The organism is Rhodococcus pseudokoreensis (genome assembly GCF_017068395.1).
GTDB lineage: Bacteria > Actinomycetota > Actinomycetes > Mycobacteriales > Mycobacteriaceae > Rhodococcus_F > Rhodococcus_F pseudokoreensis.
Window position 1 is genome coordinate 1,657,237 of sequence record NZ_CP070619.1, and the last position, 18,656, is coordinate 1,675,892.

General features: G+C 68.0%; 15 protein-coding genes. 9 read left to right on the forward strand and 6 right to left on the reverse strand.

Translation table 11 applies throughout. The features are described from left to right. The first annotated feature begins 60 nt into the window (after positions 1-60). The gene (locus JWS13_RS13080) at positions 61-1,533 is read left to right on the forward strand and encodes an FAD-dependent oxidoreductase (protein ID WP_206005891.1); all 1,473 of its coding nucleotides are present in this window, start codon (positions 61-63) and stop codon (positions 1,531-1,533) included. 23 nt (positions 1,534-1,556) lie between these two features. On the opposite strand, the gene JWS13_RS13085 is transcribed toward JWS13_RS13080, so the two are convergent. Beyond that, positions 1,557-2,759: a GAF domain-containing protein gene (locus tag JWS13_RS13085; RefSeq protein ID WP_206005892.1), complete on the reverse strand. Its 1,203-nt coding sequence runs from the start codon at positions 2,757-2,759 to the stop codon at positions 1,557-1,559. A gap of 290 nt (positions 2,760-3,049) precedes the next feature. Here JWS13_RS13085 and JWS13_RS13090 point away from each other — a divergent pair, with 290 nt between their 5' ends. Both JWS13_RS13090 and pth read left to right on the forward strand, forming a co-directional pair. After that, positions 3,050-3,676, forward strand: a complete 627-nt coding sequence (locus JWS13_RS13090) for a 50S ribosomal protein L25/general stress protein Ctc (protein ID WP_124389293.1) — start codon at positions 3,050-3,052, stop codon at positions 3,674-3,676. Positions 3,677-3,784: 108 nt separating this feature from the next. Beyond that, positions 3,785-4,357, forward strand: coding sequence for an aminoacyl-tRNA hydrolase (gene pth / locus JWS13_RS13095; RefSeq protein WP_206005893.1), 573 nt, complete (start codon positions 3,785-3,787; stop codon positions 4,355-4,357). Between the two features lie 66 nt (positions 4,358-4,423). Here pth and JWS13_RS13100 read toward each other — a convergent pair whose 3' ends face one another. Beyond that, positions 4,424-6,055: a fatty acyl-AMP ligase gene (locus JWS13_RS13100; RefSeq protein WP_206005894.1), complete on the reverse strand. Its 1,632-nt coding sequence runs from the start codon at positions 6,053-6,055 to the stop codon at positions 4,424-4,426. Between the two features lie 224 nt (positions 6,056-6,279). Here JWS13_RS13100 and JWS13_RS13105 point away from each other — a divergent pair, with 224 nt between their 5' ends. Then, positions 6,280-8,013, forward strand: coding sequence for a peptide chain release factor 3 (locus JWS13_RS13105; protein ID WP_206005895.1), 1,734 nt, complete (start codon positions 6,280-6,282; stop codon positions 8,011-8,013). 171 nt (positions 8,014-8,184) lie between these two features. Here the strand turns inward: JWS13_RS13105 and JWS13_RS13110 are convergent, their stop codons facing one another. The 3 genes from JWS13_RS13110 to JWS13_RS13120 form a co-directional block, all read right to left on the reverse strand. Then, on the reverse strand, positions 8,185-9,582 hold the full coding sequence (locus JWS13_RS13110) for an IS1380 family transposase (protein WP_206005896.1): 1,398 nt from the start codon (positions 9,580-9,582) through the stop codon (positions 8,185-8,187). Between the two features lie 181 nt (positions 9,583-9,763). Continuing rightward, a complete protein-coding gene (locus JWS13_RS13115) occupies positions 9,764-10,669 on the reverse strand; it encodes a 5-dehydro-4-deoxyglucarate dehydratase (protein ID WP_206005897.1) in 906 nt (301 codons plus the stop codon). A 56-nt stretch (positions 10,670-10,725) separates the two neighbouring features. After that, positions 10,726-11,805 (reverse strand): ABC transporter ATP-binding protein, encoded by a 1,080-nt coding sequence (locus JWS13_RS13120; protein WP_206005898.1) that lies wholly within the window; start codon positions 11,803-11,805, stop codon positions 10,726-10,728. A gap of 186 nt (positions 11,806-11,991) precedes the next feature. Between JWS13_RS13120 and JWS13_RS13125 the strand changes: the two genes are divergently transcribed. Next, on the forward strand, positions 11,992-12,816 hold the full coding sequence (locus JWS13_RS13125) for an NAD-dependent epimerase/dehydratase family protein (RefSeq protein WP_206005899.1): 825 nt from the start codon (positions 11,992-11,994) through the stop codon (positions 12,814-12,816). 40 nt (positions 12,817-12,856) lie between these two features. Here the strand turns inward: JWS13_RS13125 and JWS13_RS13130 are convergent, their stop codons facing one another. Then, positions 12,857-14,038 carry a hypothetical protein gene (locus JWS13_RS13130; protein WP_206005900.1) on the reverse strand — a complete coding sequence of 394 codons (1,182 nt, stop codon included), beginning with the start codon at positions 14,036-14,038 and terminating at the stop codon, positions 12,857-12,859. Between the two features lie 56 nt (positions 14,039-14,094). Here JWS13_RS13130 and JWS13_RS13135 point away from each other — a divergent pair, with 56 nt between their 5' ends. From JWS13_RS13135 to JWS13_RS13150, 4 genes are all read left to right on the forward strand, one after another. Continuing rightward, complete coding sequence (locus tag JWS13_RS13135; RefSeq protein ID WP_206005901.1) at positions 14,095-15,180, forward strand: hypothetical protein; 1,086 nt, start codon at positions 14,095-14,097, stop codon at positions 15,178-15,180. A gap of 267 nt (positions 15,181-15,447) precedes the next feature. Further along, complete coding sequence (locus JWS13_RS13140; RefSeq protein ID WP_206005902.1) at positions 15,448-16,407, forward strand: carbohydrate ABC transporter permease; 960 nt, start codon at positions 15,448-15,450, stop codon at positions 16,405-16,407. Positions 16,408-16,412: 5 nt separating this feature from the next. Then, positions 16,413-17,294 carry a carbohydrate ABC transporter permease gene (locus JWS13_RS13145; RefSeq protein ID WP_206005903.1) on the forward strand — a complete coding sequence of 294 codons (882 nt, stop codon included), beginning with the start codon at positions 16,413-16,415 and terminating at the stop codon, positions 17,292-17,294. A 26-nt stretch (positions 17,295-17,320) separates the two neighbouring features. After that, positions 17,321-18,643, forward strand: a complete 1,323-nt coding sequence (locus JWS13_RS13150) for an ABC transporter substrate-binding protein (protein WP_225928283.1) — start codon at positions 17,321-17,323, stop codon at positions 18,641-18,643. Positions 18,644-18,656: the final 13 nt, after the last annotated feature.

Here is an 18,656-nt window from a genome sequence, read left to right on the forward strand (position 1 = left end):
TACAGTTTGGGGGTAACCCACGTCACATTCTCCCGTGACCGCCCGAGAGGACTTCCACCCATGGTCGACGCCACACCGATCCGCCCCCGGTCCGCAGCAACGGTCACCGAGTGGGACTACGAGGCCGACGTCGTGGTCGCGGGTTACGGCATCGCCGGGGTGTCCGCCGCCATCGAGGCGGCACGGGCCGGCGCCGACGTCCTGGTCCTCGAGCGCACCAGCGGATGGGGCGGTGCCGCCGCACTCGCCGGCGGCTTCATCTACCTCGGCGGCGGGACGCCGCTGCAGAAGGCGTGCGGGTTCGACGACTCCCCCGAGAACATGAAGACGTTCATGATGGCGGCGCTCGGACCGGGCGCCGACGAGGAGAAGATCACCGACTACTGCGAGGGCAGCGTCGCGCATTACAACTGGCTCGTCGACTGCGGGGTCCCGTTCAAGGAGAGCTTCTGGGGCGAACCCGGCTGGGAGCCGCCGTTCGACGACGGGCTCATGTACTCCGGCGGCGAGAACGCGGCACCGTTCAACGAGATCGCCACCCCCGCACCACGCGGGCACGTTCCGCAGATGGACGGCAAGCGGACCGGCGAGAAGGGCGGCGGCTACATGCTGATGAAGCCGCTCGTCGAGACCGCCGAAAAGCTCGGGGTCCGAGCCGAATACGACATGCGCGTCCAGACGCTCGTCACCGACGACACCGGACGCGTCGTCGGGATCGTCGCCAAACAGTACGGCAAGGAGGTGGCCGTGCGGGCGCGTCGCGGCGTCGTCCTCGCGACCGGCAGCTTCGCGTACAACGACAAGATGATCGAGGCCCACGCGCCGCGGCTCATCGGCCGCCCCGGCGCCGCCATCGAGGAGCACGACGGGCGCTCGATCCTCATGGCGCAGGCCCTCGGCGCCGATCTCGCCCACATGGACGCCACCGAGGTCGCGTTCCTCTGCGACCCCCAGTTGGTCGTCCGCGGCATCCTCGTCAACGGCCGGGGGCAGCGCTACGTCCCGGAGGACACCTACTCCGGTCGGATCGGCCAGATGACCCTGTTCCACCAGGACAACCAGGCGTTCCTCGTCATCGACGAGGCGTCGTACGAGGAGGGCGCGGCCGCGACCACGGCAACGCCATTCCTGCGCGCCCAGCCGAAGTGGGCTGCGGAGACCGTCGAGGAACTCGAATCCGACATGGGCCTGCCCGCCGGCGCACTCCAGTCGACCGTCGAGGTGTACAACAAGCACGCCGTCGAAGGGTCGGACCCGTTGCTGCACAAGAAGCCCGAATGGGTGAAGCCGATCGGCTCCCCCGTCGCCGCCCTCGACCTGCGCGGGTTCACGCTCGGCTTCACCCTCGGCGGCCTGCGGACCACCGTGAACTCCGAGGTCCTGCACGTCTCCGGCGAACCCATTCCCGGCCTGTTCGCGGCGGGACGGTGCACGTCCGGGGTGTGCGCCGGCGGCTACGCCAGCGGCACCTCCCTCGGCGACGGCAGCTTCTACGGCCGCCGCGCCGGAATCAGCGCGGCGAAGCAGGCCTGACCGGAGCCACCCCCTGACCGGACCTACCCGACGCGCCGGACCGTCACACCGGCCGCGAACCGGTACGGCTGGGTGCTCAGGACCGCGCCGAGACTCTTGCGCAGACGCGAGACCTCGGCGCGGACCGCCACCACGTGGTCGCGGTCGCCGAACAGCGCTGCGCTGAGCGAGGCGGCGTCGACGCCCGCCGTTCCGGCCGCCGACAGCACCCGCAGGATCTGGGCGTGCCGCGGCGAGAGCGCCCGCGTCCAGTTGACGTCGCCCCGGACCGTCACCTGCGGCGCATCGCCGAGGTCGAGTTCCAGTTCGATGGCCGCGCCGTCGACGCGTCGGCGCACCAGCCAGCCGTCGCCGAGCGGTTCGGGCACGCACAGCCCGAGCCCCGGAACGAGCAGCGGCTTGTCGAGGCTCGGCGGCGCGACCCGCTCCGGCGCCGCGATGCCACTCGCCTCCGCGACCCACCCGTGCTTGTCGACGACCAGCGCCGGACCTCCCGCCGACGCGAGCAGCGGTGCCGCCCGGCCGCGCAGCCTGTCCAGTTGCGCCGTGTGCTCACGCCACAGTGTCGCCTCGGCCAGTCGCACGGCGGTGCGGACCAGCGCGACGGTGGTCGGGTGGACGGACATCGCCGACCCGCTGATGTCGACCACGCCGAGGATCTCGCCGGTGCGCGGGTCGTGCACCGGCGACCCGGTGCAGGACCAGCCGTGGTGCGTGGGCGCGTAATGCTCTGCCGAGAACAGTTGCACCGCAGCATCTTCGATCAGAGCTGTGCCGATCGCGTTGGTGCCGACGGCCTGTTCGGCCCAGCGCGCGCCCTCCGTGAACCCGAGCGCGTCGGCCGCCTTCCGCACCCCGCGAGAACCCTCCCGCCACAACAGGACACCGTCGGCGTCGGCGATGACGACGATGAAATTCGCGTCCTCCGCGACCTGCGTCAGCGTGCTGCGCAACTCCGGGAGCACGGTGCGCAGCGCCGTCCGGGTGCGCCGCGCCTCGATCTCGGAGAAATCGGCGGGCTCCACGTCGGCGCAGTGGTCCGGGCTCACACCGCCCGCCTGCAGACGGGACCACGACCGCGCCACCACGCCCCGCGGAAGCGCCGGCGGCTGCTGCCCGGAGAGCACGGCGTCGTGCACCTGGCTGAGCAGCCGCGCATGCCGCGGCAGATCCACACCGGTTGCCACTGCGGTCAGCCGGTCGGCGGTCGGGCGTTCAGCGCTCACACCGCCGAGGCTACCCGCAGCGTTGTGAGCCACACCACTGCCCGCCGCCGGACCGCGGTGGCCGCACCACCCGCCCGAGGACACCCGATTAGCAGGTCAGCGGCCCATCCGGTAGAGTTCCATAAGTTGTCTCGGCGAGGGTGAACCAGAAGTTCCAATTGGCTGGCTCACCGTGATCGACGCGGCTACGGCTCTGCTCGAGCGTTTCGCTCCTGGCCGTCGCGCGTTCGTCCCTCGTCGACTCGAACCGCCCGCCAGTTACCACCGTGAGTTGTAGGAGCCGTTTCACCATGTCTGACGAAAATCGCCTCGTAGCCGCCGTGCGCACCGAGTTCGGTAAGGGCGCCGCCCGCCGCGCACGCCGCGACGGCCAGGTCCCCGCAGTCCTGTACGGCCACGGTGAGGATCCCCGCCACCTGAACGTGCCCTCCCGCGACTTCGCCGCCATCCTGCGCGCGCACGGCACCAACGCCATCCTGACCCTCGACATCGAGGGCAAGGAGCAGGTCGCGCTCACCAAGTCGGTCGTGGTTCACCCGATCCGCAACTACATCGAGCACGCCGACCTCCTCGTCATCAAGAAGGGCGAGAAGGTCACCGTCGACGTCCCCGTCGTCGTCACCGGTGAGGCCGCTTCCGGCACCCTGGTCGCGCAGGACGCCGCCACCGTCTCCCTCGAAGCGGACGCGCTGCACATCCCCGAGCAGATCGAGGTTTCGGTCGAGGGCCTCGAGGTCGGCACCCAGATCCTGGCCAACCAGCTCGAGCTGCCCAAGGGTTCGACTCTGCAGGCCGACGAGGAACTGCTCATCGTGAACGTCGTCGCGGCCCCGACCGCTGCCGACCTCGAAGAGGAGACCGGCGAAGCCGCGGCCGAGACCGCCGAGGCTCCGGCCGAAGAGGGCTCCGAGAGCTGATCCTCTCGCAACCGCACTGATGTCGGCGGCGCGTCGTCCCGGATTGTCCCGGGGTGACGCGCCGCTGTCGTCTGACACGACCCCCTCACGCACGGAAGGACCCTGTCGGTGAGTGAAGACACCGCCCTGGTGGTGGGTCTGGGCAACCCCGGACCGCAGTACGAGAAGACCCGGCACAACGTCGGCTTCATGGTGGCCGGCGTGCTGTCCGCGCGCATGGGTGGCAAGTTCAGCGTGCACAAGAAGAGCGGCGCCGAGATCGTCCAGGGCCGGCTCGAGGGCCGTCCGACGATCCTCGCCAAACCGCGGTCGTTCATGAACCTGTCCGGTTCCGCCGTCGCCGGGCTGGCCCGCTTCTTCTCCGTCGACCCGGGCAACATCGTCGTCATCCACGACGAACTCGACCTCGACTTCGGGACCATCCGCCTCAAGCAGGGCGGCGGCGAGGGCGGGCACAACGGACTGCGGTCCATCTCGCAGTCGCTCGGCACCAAGGACTATCTGCGCACCCGCGTCGGGATCGGCCGTCCCCCCGGGCGGATGGATCCGGCGTCGTACGTGCTCAAGCCGTTCTCGTCGGTGGAACGCAAGGAACTCGACCTCGTCTGCGAGGAATCCGCGGACGCCGTCGAACTGGTCCTGCGCGTGGGGCTCGAGGCCGCGCAGAACCGCCTGCATTAGGCGCTCCGCGCCCGTGAGTGGTTAACGAGTCCAGAGACTCCTCGAGCACGCACGGGCGCGGAGCGCCTACCCGACCAGGTTCGCGGACGTGGCGCGGCGGAGTTTGCCCGACGACGTCTTGGGGATGCTGCCAGGGCCGAGGACGGCGACGGTGCGGGGTCGCACACCGACCTCGGAGAACACGGCGTGCACGACCTCGTGCTCGATGCGCTTGACCGTTTCGGGATCCTGGTAGTCGTTGGTCTCGACCGCGACGGCGAAGCTTTCCCGCTTCTGCCCGGCGTCGAGGCGCACGGCCACCGCATTGCCGGGGCGCACTCCGGCGACGGTGCCCGCGGCCCGCTCGATGTCGGTCGGGTAGATGTTGCGGCCGCCCATGATGATGACGTCCTTGACGCGACCGCACACGACGACGAGGCCCTCTTCGGTGAAGTAGCCGACGTCGCCGGTGTTCAGCCAGCCGTCCGCGTCCTGCGCGGGCTTGTGCCCGTCGAGGGTGATGTATCCGGGGGTGACCGCCTTGCCGCGGACCTCGATGATGCCGACACCGCGGGTGGGGAGCAGTTCCCCCTCGTTGTCGACGACGCGTCCCTCGAGGTTCGGCACCATCTTCCCGAGGGTGGCGAGGGCGCGCGCGTTCGGCTTGTGCGACGGGACGGCACGCTGCATCGCCTCGAGCAGATCCGGGTCGACGTGGTCGAGGACCTGCCCCTGGTCCGGGTCGGGGATGGAGACGGCGAGCGTGGTCTCCGCCATCCCGTAGACGGGGGCGAGTGCGGACGGGTTCAGCCCGAACCGGGCGCCTGCCTCGGCGAGAGCGTTCATGGTGTCGGGGTCCACGGGTTCGGCGCCGTTCCACATGTACCGGACGGTGCTGAGGTCGACGGCGCCGTCCTCCGCCTGCTTGAGGCGGCGGGCCAGCAGGGAGTACGCGAAATTGGGGGCGGCCGTGACGGTGCCCTTGTACTTGCCCATCAGTTCCGCCCACAGCAGCGGCGTGCGGAGGAAGTCCATCGGGGTGATGCTCACGACCTCCGCGCCGACCTGCATGGGCACGCTGAGGAATCCGACCATCCCCATGTCGTGGAACAGCGGCAGCCAGCTGATCATCACGTCGTCCTCGATGGAGAACTTGATGCGGTCGATCATGGCGTAGGCGTTGGTGTAGAAGTTCTCGTGCGTGATCTGCACGGCCTTGGGCGAACCGGTGGAACCCGACGTGAGCTGCTGCAGGGCGATGTCGCTCTCGAACGTCTCGACCGGGTCGATGGGCGTGCCCTCGTTCAGCTCGGCCACCGTCACGACGGTGATGCCGCGCTCCTCCAGGAGCGGCTTGGCGGCGTCGAACGGCGCACCGAGGATGACGGCCTTGGCCTCGATCATGGTGATGACGGTTTCGGTGTCCTTCGCCCACACGGCCAGGTCGGTCCGCGGGGTCGGCTGATGCAGCATGGTGACGGACGCGCCGCGCATCCAGGCGCCCTGGCAGGACGGTGCGATGTCGACGGGCTGACCGGCGAGGATGCCGATGGCGTCGCCGTGGCCGATGCCGGCGTCGGCCAGCGCGCCCGCCATGCGGCGCGCCGCCTTGTGGATCTCACCCCACGGCTGTCGCAGTGGCGCGTCGGGCTCACCCGTGTTGAGACCACGGGTGCTGCTCGCCGCGGTCGCGTACATCTCGTCGGTGAACTTGCTCACTGTCTTCCTCCTGCACATACGGGTGTCCGAAAGCAGAAACGGTGAACTCCGGAGCGCCCCGACGACTCACTGATTAATACGTGACCGGCCGTCGATCGTTACTCGTCCCTGGCTGTGCGCCCGTGGATATGACTGTGCTGCGAGTTCGTCTTCGGCACCCGAGTAACCTGGTATGCGGCCATACGGCCTTCCCGCACGCATCCCGTCCCCCGAGAGGTTCTTCGTTGACTACCCCGTCCGACTCGGCCGACACCATTCCAGCCGAGGCGGCGCCTGCCGCCGCGTCCGGCTCATCGGTGGAGAAATCCGAGGCATCCGCCTCACCGGAGGGGAAATCCGAGAAGGGTGTCCGGGCCGAGGCGTCGCGTCGCCGCACGTTCGCCGTGATCTCGCATCCCGACGCCGGTAAGTCGACGCTGACGGAGGCGCTCGCGCTGCACGCGAAGGTCATTTCCGAGGCGGGCGCCGTCCACGGCAAGGCGGGCCGCAAGTCGACGGTGTCCGACTGGATGGAGATGGAGAAGGCCCGCGGCATCTCGGTCAGCTCCACCGCCCTGCAGTTCAACTACCGCTCCACCGAGGCGTCGGCGGACGAGCCCGTCGACAACGTGATCAACCTGGTGGACACGCCCGGCCACTCCGACTTCTCGGAGGACACGTACCGCGTCCTGACCGCGGTCGACGCCGCCGTCATGCTGATCGACGCCGCGAAGGGTCTCGAACCGCAGACGCTGAAGCTGTTCCAGGTGTGCCGTCATCGCGGAATTCCGGTGATCACCGTCATCAACAAGTGGGACCGGCCGGGCCAGACGCCGCTGGAGCTTCTCGACGAAATCCAGGAACGCATCGGGCTCACCCCCACTCCCCTGTACTGGCCCGTCGGGATCGCCGGCGATTTCCGGGGACTGCTCCGGCGCGGCGAGGACGGTGCCCCGCGGGAGTACATCCGGTTCACGCGCACCGCCGGTGGCGCGAAGATCGCCCCCGAAGAGGTCATGGACGCCGACGCCGCCCTCGCGAAGGAGGGCTCCGAGTGGGAGACCGCCGCGGAGGAGAGCGAACTGCTGTCGGCCACCGGTCAGGACCACGACCAGGAACTGTTCCTCGGCGGCCAGACGTCGCCCGTGATCTTCGCGTCGGCGATGCTCAACTTCGGGGTCCGCCAGATCCTCGACACGCTCGTCGAGCTGGCGCCGCCGCCGCGCGCGCGGGACGACGTCGACGGCACCCCCCGCGACGTCGCCGACCCGTTCAGCGCGGTCGTCTTCAAGGTCCAGGCAGGCATGGACACCGCGCACCGCGACCGGCTGGCGTTCATGCGCATCGTGTCGGGCGTCTTCGAGCGCGGCATGGTGGTCACCCACGCCCAGACCGGTAAGCCGTTCACGACGAAGTACGCGCAGACCGTGTTCGGCCGTGAGCGTTCGACCGTCGAATCGGCGTACCCCGGCGACGTGGTCGGACTCGTCAACGCCACCGCGCTCGCCCCCGGGCACACCCTGTTCTTCGAGAAGAAGGTGGAGTTCCCGCCGATCCCGTCGTTCGCGCCGGAACACTTCTCCATCCTGCGGGCCGAGAGCGCGGGCAAGTACAAGCAGTTCCGGCGGGCCGTCGATCAGCTCGATTCCGAGGGTGTCGTGCAGATCCTCCGCAACGACCTCCGCGGCGACGCCTCCCCCGTCATGGCCGCCGTCGGCCCCATGCAGTTCGAGGTGGTCGCGGCGCGGATGAAGGCCGAGTTCAACGTCGAGGCCCGGATGGAACCGCTGGGCTACGCGTTGGCGCGGCGCACCGACGCCGAGTCCGCCGACGAACTGAACCGTCAGCGCGGTGTCGAGGTGTTCACCCGCTCGGACGGGGTGATGCTGGCCCTCGTCAGCGACAAGTGGCGGCTGCAGTACATCCAGAAGGAACTGCCCGACCTCACGCTCGAACCCCTCGTCGCCGCCGCCGAATAGCCTCGATCTTGCATGCGTCTGATGTGTCGCTCTGATCAGTTTCAGGTTGGGTATTTCGGGCGTGGATTCGGTGCCCGGCAACGCGCGTACGCCCGACGCGGTCGGGTGGTCGTCGGGGTCCAGGGCCCCGAAGTTGATTCCCTTTCGTCTCGATCGCCGGATTGGCGCTGGTCAGAGGGGGTCGGGGATTGCGTTGAGACGGGCCAATGCGGTGATCAGCAAGTCGATCCAGGGTGCGTGAGCGGACAGCCGCAGATGCACCTTCCGTGCGTGACGGGCGATGCGACCGGCGGTCGCGAATAGGCGTAGTCGTAGCCGTTTCGGCTCCCACCGACTGGCTGGGTCGTCGGTGAGCGCGAGCATCTGCATCCATGCGGTGACCTCGACGGCGAGGGCGACGAGGGCGAGCCAGATCCGATTCTGATCGAAGCCGTGCAGCGGAAGGTTCTCGAGGCCGGTGTCTTTCAGGATGCGGATCCGGTCTTCGCAGCGTGCCCGGCGCCGGTGCCGCAGTTCCAGATCGGGCAATTGTCCACCTTCGGTGTTGGTGACGAACGCAGTCAACCGCAGCCCGTCACGGTCGGTGAAGCGCAGTTGTGCACCGGGGTGTGGGCGTTCTTTGCGGACGATAACCCGCATCCCGTCGGGCCAGCCCGGCAACTCGAGTAGTCCGGTTACTTCGGCGACCCAGGCGCCGTCGCGTGGTTGCCCGTCCGCGTCCACGGCGGGGATCCAGGCCTGCTCGGGAAGGGTTTCGATAGCGGCGACGATGGTGTCGGTCAGACCGAATCCGATCGAGTACGACAACTTCTGTGTGGTCAGGTAGTCGATGAGGGCATGGGTGCCGCCGGCCGCGTCGGTGCGGATCAGTACCTTGCGGCCGACCCGGCCGCCCTTGGCGGTGAACGGCAACTGCCGCAATGCTTGCCGTATCAGTTCGATGTGGTCTGCGGCGGTGTTGGAGCCGGCGTTGCCGGGGCGCAGCATCATTGCCAACGGCTCGCCCGTGCCGTCCGGTCCGTGGTCGACGAACGCGCACAGCGGGTGGAAACCGAACCCTCTCTTGTAGGTGGCGGCAGCGTTTTCCTTTTCCGAGTGGGCGGTGACCAGTGTGGCGTCGAGGTCGATGATCAGCGGATGTCCGGCGTCGATGGCATGGTCGGGAGCCTGTTCACGGGCGGCGTTCCAGGCGATCCGTCGGGCTGTCGAACGGGCGGAGTTGATTGCCGCCAACGCTTTCGGAGCGTCAGCGGCCAATGCGGCAATCAGTCTCGAGACGGTGGGATCGGACGCCACCCGGCCGAAGACTGCGGGTTCTTCCCGCAGCAGCGCGATATCGGCCAGGCAGTCGCCGCCCAGGGCGAGTGCCATCGTCAGATCGGCGATGATCTTGCCCGGATCGTGGGAGGTCGTCGGTTTACGCCACGGCTCGAGCGCACTCGACAACGCGGTCGTCAGACCAGTTTTCTCTGCGGTGCGTAGCAACAACACCGCCCCGGCGTGCGACACGACACCGGTTCCGGCGGGGTCAACGGACAGCGACGGGTACCACGAAGTAGACTTGCCCACCAGAAAGGTGCTCCTCGAACGAAGTGAATATCGGCCCTCAGCAAGCCATATTCTTGCAGTTCAGAGCACCTTTCTTCATGATCAACACGCGGCCGGGGCATGACCAGCGTGAAAGCCCGAGGCTAGTGCCGACGCGCTTCGGTCATCGGCGGGTTCTCCGACCCGCCGATGATCGAAGAGGCTACTGCGCCAGCACCTTCCGCCCCGCTGCCAGAATCTGCTCCAATGCGTACCGGTCCTCGGCGCTGGCGTCGACGAGCGGCGCCCGCACCGAACCGGCGTCGAGGCCGGTGAACGTCACGCCCGCCTTCACCAGCGCGACCGCGTATCCGGGGGTGGTGTCGCGGAGCCGGACCAGCGGATGGAAGAACTCCCGGTTGAGCGAGTCGACCAGTTCGGTGTCGTCTTCCTCGAGCGCCCGGTAGTAGGCGAGCGACACGTCCGGGGCGAACGCGAACGTCGCCGACGAGTAGAGGGTGACGCCGATGCTCCGGTAGGCCTGCTGCGAGACCTCGGCCGTCGGGAGGCCGTTGAAGAACTGAAATTCTTTGTCGCCGAGAGAATCACGCAGTGTGCGCACGATGCGCGACGTCAGGTCGAGGTCGCCGACGCCGTCCTTGAATCCGACGACCTTCGGCAGTCGCGCGACCGCGAGAGCGCTCTGCTCGGTGAACTGGCCGTTCGCGCGGTGATACACGATGACCGGGAGGTCACTCGCCTCCGACACCTGCCTCACGTACTCCACGAGGCCGTCGGCAGGCGCTCCGACGAGGTAGGGCGGCAGGAGCAGGATGCCGTCGGCTCCGGCGTCCGCGGCGGCGGCCACGAACTCTTTCGCGACGGGCAGCGCTCCTCCGGCGCCGGCGAAGACGGGGACTCGGCCGCCGGTTGCCGTGACCACCGTTTCCACGACGGTCCGGAACTCGGCCGCGGACAGTGCGTGGAATTCGCCGGTGCCGCACGCGGCGAACACTCCGCCCGGTCCGGCCGCGACACCGGATTCGATGTGCTGTGCCAGCGCGGGCAGATCGACGTCGCCGTTGTCGTCGAACGGGGTGACAGGGAAGAAGAGAACTCCGTCAAGCATGGTCTTGCTCCTTGATCGATGTGGTCGGATGTCCGTCGGGGAGGGCGGGGTCGCCGCTAGTCGACGAGTCGTTCACCGGTGACGGTGGAGAACAGGTGGGTGCGCTCGGCAGCGTACGACAGCGTGATCACCTCTCCGCGCTTCGGCGGGATACGACCGTCGGCGCGGACGACGATGGGCTGTCTGCGCCCGTGAATGTCCGCCTGGCCGTAGACGTATGCGTCGGCGCCGAGTTCCTCGACGACATCGATGGTGACGTCGAGCCCGCTGCCCGTGGTGATCGCGAGATCCTCGGGACGCACACCGAGCGTGACCGAGTGTTCCCCGATCCCGGCAATCGCGGCCCGGGGAACGGGGACCACGGAGCCGCCGAAGCTGACACCGCCGTCGACGAGGGGAAGTTCGAGCAGGTTCATCGCGGGCGAGCCGATGAACCCGGCGACGAACACATTGTTCGGGTGCTCGTACATGCGGCGCGGAGTGTCGCACTGCTGGAGCACTCCATCCTTGAGGACGGCGACGCGGTCACCCATCGTCATGGCCTCGACCTGATCGTGCGTCACGTAGACGGTGGTGGTGGCGAGCCTGCGCTGCAGCGCCGAGATCTGCGCACGGGTCTGCACGCGGAGCTTGGCATCGAGGTTGGACAGCGGTTCGTCCATCAGGAACACCTGCGGCTTGCGAACGATGGCGCGCCCCATGGCCACTCGCTGCCGCTGACCACCGGAGAGGGCCTTGGGCTTGCGGTCGAGGAACTTGGTGAGGTCGAGGATCCTGGCGGCGTCCTGGACGCGCCGCTTGATCTCCGCTTTGTCCTCGCCGGCGATCCGGAGGCCGAAGCCCATGTTCTCCCCCACCGTCATGTGGGGGTAGAGGGCGTAGTTCTGGAAGACCATGGCGATGTCACGGTCCTTCGGCTGGAATTCGGTGACGTCGTTGCCGCCGATGGCGATCGTGCCCTTGTCCACGTCCTCGAGTCCCGCGAGCATGCGCAGGGACGTCGACTTCCCGCATCCGGACGGTCCGACGAGGACGAGGAACTCGCCGTCGTCGATGTGGAGGTCCAGGTGGTCGACGGCGGCCTTGTCGCCGCCGGGGAACAACTTGGTGACGCCGTGGAATGCGACTGTTGCCATGATGGTGGGAGGTCCCTTCACCGGCAGGAACGTGCCGGACGATCCGAGTGGGAGTGTGAAGTAGACGGCCGATCCCCATATCTTGTTCACATACGTGAATCTGCGCCAAGGTAGTGACTTCGTTTCGAAGTATGTACTACCGTGATGTGCATTACAAGAGTTACTCCCAGAGAGGTACGAGAAGACATGACCGACACCACCTCGCGTCTGCTGATCACCGGCGCCGCAGGAAACATGGGCAAGATGCTGCGGCCGCTACTCCGCAAACCCGGCCGCACCCTCCGCCTGTTCGACATCGCCGACATCACCGACATCGACCCCGGACACGAGGAGTACGTACAGGGTTCGGTCACCGACCGCGCCGCCGTGGCCGCCGCGGTCGAGGGCGTCGACGCCGTGCTCCACCTGGGCGGACTCAGCACCGAGGACTCGTGGGAGAACATTCTGTCCGTCAACGTCGACGGCACCCAGGCGGTGTTCGAGGCCGCCGTCGCGCATGGCGTGACGCGCGTGATCGCAGCGTCGAGCAACCACGCCGTGGGCTTCTGGACGCACGCGGAGGCCGGCGGTGACCCGCTGCCCGGCGACGTTCCGCCGCGCCCGGACGGGTTCTACGGCTGGAGCAAGGCCGCGGTCGAGGCACTGGGCCGGCTGTACCACGACCGTTTCGGCATCGACGTCGTCAACCTGCGCATCGGCTCGAGCTTCGACCGGCCGCCCAACTACCGCGGGCTCGCGTCCTGGATGTCGCCTGCCGACACCGCACGCCTGATCGAGGCCGCACTGTCCGACTCCGCCAAGGGATTTCACACCGTGTGGGGCATTTCGCGGAACACCCGCAGCTGGTGGTCCGCAGCGGAGGGCGCCGCCATCGGCTACGAACCCCAGGACGACGCGGAGGTGTTCGCGGACGAGTTCCTCGCCGACCACGAGTGGTCCTTCGACGACCCGATCCTCCAGCGGGTCGGCGGGGCGTTCTGCGACCACCCGCTCGGGCAGCGGATGCGGTGACGTCCCGAGGTGGGCGCCGTGGGCGCCCACCTCGAATGCGTCAGACCGAGAAGTCGCGGATGATGCGGCCCAGCGCGTCGAGTTGCACCGCGTTGACCAACCCGAGGTGATAGAGGTGCAGCTCGTTGGCTCCGGCCGCGACCGTGGCCGCGACGTGGCCGCTCACGTCGTCGAGGTTCTTCGGCGGCAGCACCGACACGTAGGCCCCGACGTCGGCGGCATCACCGACGATCGCCCGGGTTTGTTTCGTGACGGCGACGGTCTCCGCGGTCCCCGGCCAGGCCGAGACGAGCACGGCATCGACGCCTCCCGCAGCGGCGGACGTCAGCGCAGGCGAAGGCCCGGTCTTCCAGGGGTTCGGATGACCGTGCAGCGTGACGCGGGCCGACGGAATCTCGGCCCGCACGGCGCCGAGCACCGCACCCCGGAGGGCGTCGGCCTCCGCATGGCGCACGGACAGCACGGCCTCGGCCTCCGCCTCGTCGAGGACGTCGGTGATCACGGCGTCCGGAGCGAGCATGCTCCGGGTCAGCGCGTCCACGCCGGCACGCAGCTTGGCCGCCAGCTTGTCCGGATCGACGCCCCGATCCGCCCACAGCGCCCGTTCCCGTTCGGTGCAGCTGATCGACATCAACGTGTCGCCGATACCCGGATAGGCACCATCGGTCTTCTCGTGTGGACCGACGTGCGCGATACCCAGTTGTCCGCACGCCTCGATCGACACACCGTGCAGGGCGACGCCGCGCACCGCCTCCGCGGTGAGGGTGCGGGCATACCGGACGATGTCCGGGTGCCCGGGCGCAAGCGCGTAGGGGTAGCGGTCCCCGAAGCAGTTGACGACGGTGGCGGCCGGATGCGCATGTCCGAGAACAGTGCTGTGGGACAGCACGATCCACGCGTTCACCTCGATGCCGGCGTCGATCAGGATTTGAGCCGCATCCGCGAACGCATCCTCGGATCCGGCCCAGGTCGCCGCCCTGGCCGTGACCGCGTGACCGTCCCACGCAGCGGGCCGGATCGGGCGGTACAGCGCGGCGTGGTGGGCGTCGACCACCTTGTGCGCCGGATGCAGCGGCGTCGCGGCGCGGGTCGAGTGATAGCTGGCGGCGAGCGAGATCTCGGCGACCCCGAGGGCGCGCGCACGGTCGACGAAGTGCGGATCACCGAGCACGTCCCACGGATAGGCGTGGGCGACGATGCGATCGACGGTTCTTTCGGACATGTGAAACCCCTCGACAATTTGGCAACAGAATTCGGTAGACAAGACGGAGTTCACACATGGGAACACACGATTCACCCCACTGTCCACGATCGACCCCTGCCGATCGGCGCCGCGACGCCGTTCGCGACGTCCTCGGGGTGGACGATGAACAGGCGGCGATCACACCCGACGTGCGACACGGCAGGTCGTGGAACCGAGACGGCGTCGCCGGTCGCGAACTCTCCTGGGCGGCCGGTGACGACGGTCCGAGTACCGCGGCCTGGCTCTTGCGCCCCGACCGGCCGGCCGAGTCCGCGGCGCGTCCCGCGGTTCTGCTGATGCACGCCCATGACGGCGTCAAGTTCTACGGCAGGGAGAAGGTCGCCGACGGCCCCGACGGAGTCCCACCGGGCGTCGCCGAACTCCGGACACGGGGGTACGACGGCTTGGCCGTCGCAACAGGGCTGGTGCAGGCAGGTTTCGTCGTACTCGTGCACGACGTCTTCCCCTGGGGCAGCCGGCGCGTGCCCTGGCCCGAACTACCGGGCCGCGCCAGGTCGGCGGGTTTCACCGCATACCCACCCGGGCCCGACACCCCCGATGTTCGCCGGTGCCGATACGAGGCGGCGGCCCGTGAGCACGAGAACGGCCTCGCGAAGGCAGCGACCCTGACCGGCACCTCGCTCGCCGCCCGGATCGTCGCCGAGGACCTGCGGGCGCTGAACGTTCTCCTCGCGACCGACGGCGTCGACCCGAACAGGGTGGCCGCGGCGGGATTCTCGGGCGGCGGGGCTCGCGTCGCGCACCTGCTGGCGTGTTCGACGCGCCCGCGAGCAGGGGTGATCACCGCGATGATGAGCACTTTTGCCGATGTCGCGGACGGCAGGGCAGACGATACGACGTGGCTGATGATCACGCCGGGCCTGCCGGCGGTGTGCGACTGGCCGGAGGTCGCCGCATGCGCTGCGCCGCGGCCGCTGCTGGTCCAGTTCGCGCGGAACGATTCGCACTTCGGCCTGCAGGGGATGCGGGACTCCGAGAGCCTGCTGCGGCGCGCGTACGACGGGTCCGATGCGCTGACCACGCAGTGGTTCGCAGGCGGACATCGGTTTTCGGCCGAAATGCAGGTCGATGCCGCCGACTGGCTCCTCTGCACCGTCTAACCGATCACGCTTGACAGGACCTTGTGACTGCCGTCATAGTGAGTTCGACAATTCACATAGAGAACGTGAGTTCACATACATGAACGACACGGACGCGCCGCCACCGGAGCCCCCGAGCACACCGGGCTCTACGGGAAGGCCGGAGGCCGTAGTCGTTCCCCTCACCTTCCCCGCTGACGAGCCACCTCCGTGATCTCGCGACAGCAGCAGTAGCCACAATCCCCTGACCCGCCGGCGCGACCGGCACCGAACTTCGGAGCGTGCACCATGGTCACCACCACCTCCCACAGGCCAGGAGGGCAGTCCGCGGCCGCGCCGCCGGCCTCTCCCGGTCGCATTCGCCGCAGACCGGCCTGGCGCAGGGCTGCAGCGCCCTACATCCTGATCGCGCCGGTCGTCATCCTGCTGGCCGTCTTCATCTTCTACCCGGTCGGCAGCGTCTTCTACTACAGCCTGCAGTACTACAACCCGACGACGCCGTGGGACAACGGTTTCGCCGGCCTCGACAACTTCCGGCTGATGTTCGCCGACTCCCTCTTCTGGACGAGCCTGGTCACGACCGCGAAGTGGGTGGGATTTCAGGTCGTGTTCCAGCTGATCCTCGGCCTCGGGCTGGCCCTGCTGGTCAACGAGGTGTTCCGGGGCCGCGGCCTGGCACGCGCCCTGGTGTTCTCCCCCTGGGCGGTCTCCGGCGTCCTCACCACCGGCATCTGGCTGCTGATCTACAACCCGTCCACGGGCCTGTTCAAACTTCTCGGAAACATGGGCATCGGAGACGGCACCGCCGCACCGATCGCCGACCCGGACACCGCGTTCTGGGCGACGGGCGTCGCGGAACTGTGGCGCGGTGTTCCGTTCTTCGCCATTCTCATCCTGGCTGAACTGCAGAGCGCCCCCAAGGACCTGTACGAGGCGGCCAACGTGGACGGCGCCAACCGCTGGCAGCGGTTCCGCTTCGTCACCCTCCCGCACCTGAAGGCCGTCATCATCCTGTCGACGCTGCTGCGCGGTGTGTGGGAGTTCAACAACGTCGATCTGCTCTACACCCTCACGGCGGGCGGCCCCGCCGACGTCACCACGACGCTCCCGCTGTACGTCTCACAACTCGCGACCACCGCCCAGGACTTCGGATACGGCTCGGCACTCACCACGGTCGCATTCGTGATCCTGCTGTTCTGCTCGATCCTCTACTTGCGCCTGAGCAAGTTCAACAGTGAGAAGGTCTGACCGCCGTGACCACCACCACCGATCGCCCCACCGTTGTGCTGCCCGAGCCGGACACCACCGGGACGCCGCGGGTGCGCACGAAGAAGCCGCGCCTGTTCAGCGTCGGACTGCCGCTCGCCCTGTACCTGCTGTTCACACTCGTGCCGTTCTACTGGATGATCGTGTTCGCGTTCCGGCCCGCCGGATCGAACTCGATGCTCCCCTGGCCCCTCACATTCGAGCACTTCGACACCGTGTGGAACACCCTCGGCTTCAGCTTCTTCTTCAAGAACAGCCTCATCGTTGCCGCATTGTCGCTCGTCCTGACCACCTTCGTCGCGCTGGCCACCGGATACGCGTTGGCCCGCTTCAAGTTCCGCGCCAAGATCCCGTTGGTGATGGCCCTGCTGTGCAGTCAGTTCGTGCCCGGCGCCATGCTGCTCATCCCGCTGTTCCAGGTGTTCCGCGAGATGAACCTCGTCAACAACCTGACGGGACTCATCGTCGCCGACACCGTTTTCCAGCTTCCGCTGGCCGCCATGCTCATGGCAGGTTTCATCGCGCAGATCCCGGTCGAACTGGAGGAAGCCGCGATGGTCGACGGCTGCTCACGCCTGCGCGCGTTCCGCATCATCATGCTGCCGCTGCTGCGGCCCGGCCTGATCGCCGTCGGATCGTTCGCCTTCATCGGCAGCTGGAACAACTTCCTGTTCGGCCTGATGTTCATCAGTAGCCAGGACAAATTCACGCTGCCGGTCGGCCTCAGCTACACCATCGGCTCCTACAACGTCGACTTCGGAGTTCTCGCCGCGGGCGGTCTCATCGCCGCCGTGCCGGTGGTCGCCGTCTTCGCCGTCATCCAGAAGTACCTCGTCCAGGGCCTGAGCGCCGGCGCCGTCAAGGGCTGATCATGACTTTCGAAAAGAGGATCCACATGAACCGGCGAACGCTCCTGCGCTCCACCCTGGTCGGGGCGGCGGCCACGCTCGTGCTCGCCTCCTGCAGTTCCGAGACGTCGCTGCCCGACGGCGCCCTCGGCGATCCGAACAACGCCCAGCTCACGTTCTGGGACAACAACGCCGGACCGGACCGCACTCCGCTGTACGAGGAGCTGATCCGCCGGTTCGAGGCCGCCAATCCCGGCATCGACATCCAATACGTGGGCCTTCCGTCGGACAGCGCCCAGCAGAAGTACCAGACCGCGCTCGCCGGCGGCTCGGCACCGGACCTCGGTATCGTGTCCACCGCCTACCTCGCGCCGCTCGTCGCCCAGGACGCCGTCATCTCACTCGACGACTTCATGGCGGCGTCACCGCAGCGCGACGAGTACGACGCCGGAATTCTCGAGTCGGCACGCGAATCCGGCGGCGGCGAGCATTTGTTCGGGCTCCCGTACACCAGCAACAACGCCACCCTCTGGTATCGCGCCGACTGGTTCGCCGAGGCCGGGATCGAACCGCCGGACACCTACGACGAATTCTTCGAGGCCGCGAAGGATCTGACCGACAAGGACGACGGCCGTTACGGATTCACCATTCGCGGCGGCGCCGGATCGATCTACCCGCTGCTGCAGTACATGTTCGCCAGCACCGGAATCGAGAGTTTCTTCGAGGACGGCGAGTCGACGCTGAACCGTCCCGAGATGGTCGACGCCATCGAACGCTTCGCCGCGCTCTACGACGTCGCCACCCCGACCGCCGACGTCAACAACGGCTTCCCGCAGATGGTCGCGAGCTTCGGCGGCGGATCGGTGGCGATGATGCAGCACAACCTCGGCTCGCTGAGCAACCACGAGAAGGCACTCGGCGACAAGGCCGGCGCCGTGGCCCTGCCGCGCAACGAGGACGGAAAGCGTACCGTCATGACCGACCCGTTCCCGTCGTACACCGTCTTCAAGAGCAGCAAGCACCAGGCCGCGGCGTGGAAGTTCCTCGAGTTCATGACGTCCCAGGAATCGCAGGCGTACTGGAACGAGCGGGTCGGGCAGATCCCGGTCAACAAGGCTGCCCGCTCCGCACCGGAGTTCGCGAGCATGCCGTCGGTGCAGGCCGCGCTCGCGGCACTGGACGACCCGAAAACGGTGCTGGTCACGCCGCCGGACTACCTGCCCGACTTCGGCAAGATCGTTCAGGTGCAGATGCTCGGCCAGTGGCAGAAGGTGCTCATCGGGCAGCTCAGCGCGCAGGACTTCGCCGACGACTTCGCCGAGAAACTCGACCGCTCCATGGCCAAGTACGTCGCCCGCCAGGGCAAATAAGACATTTCGAAGA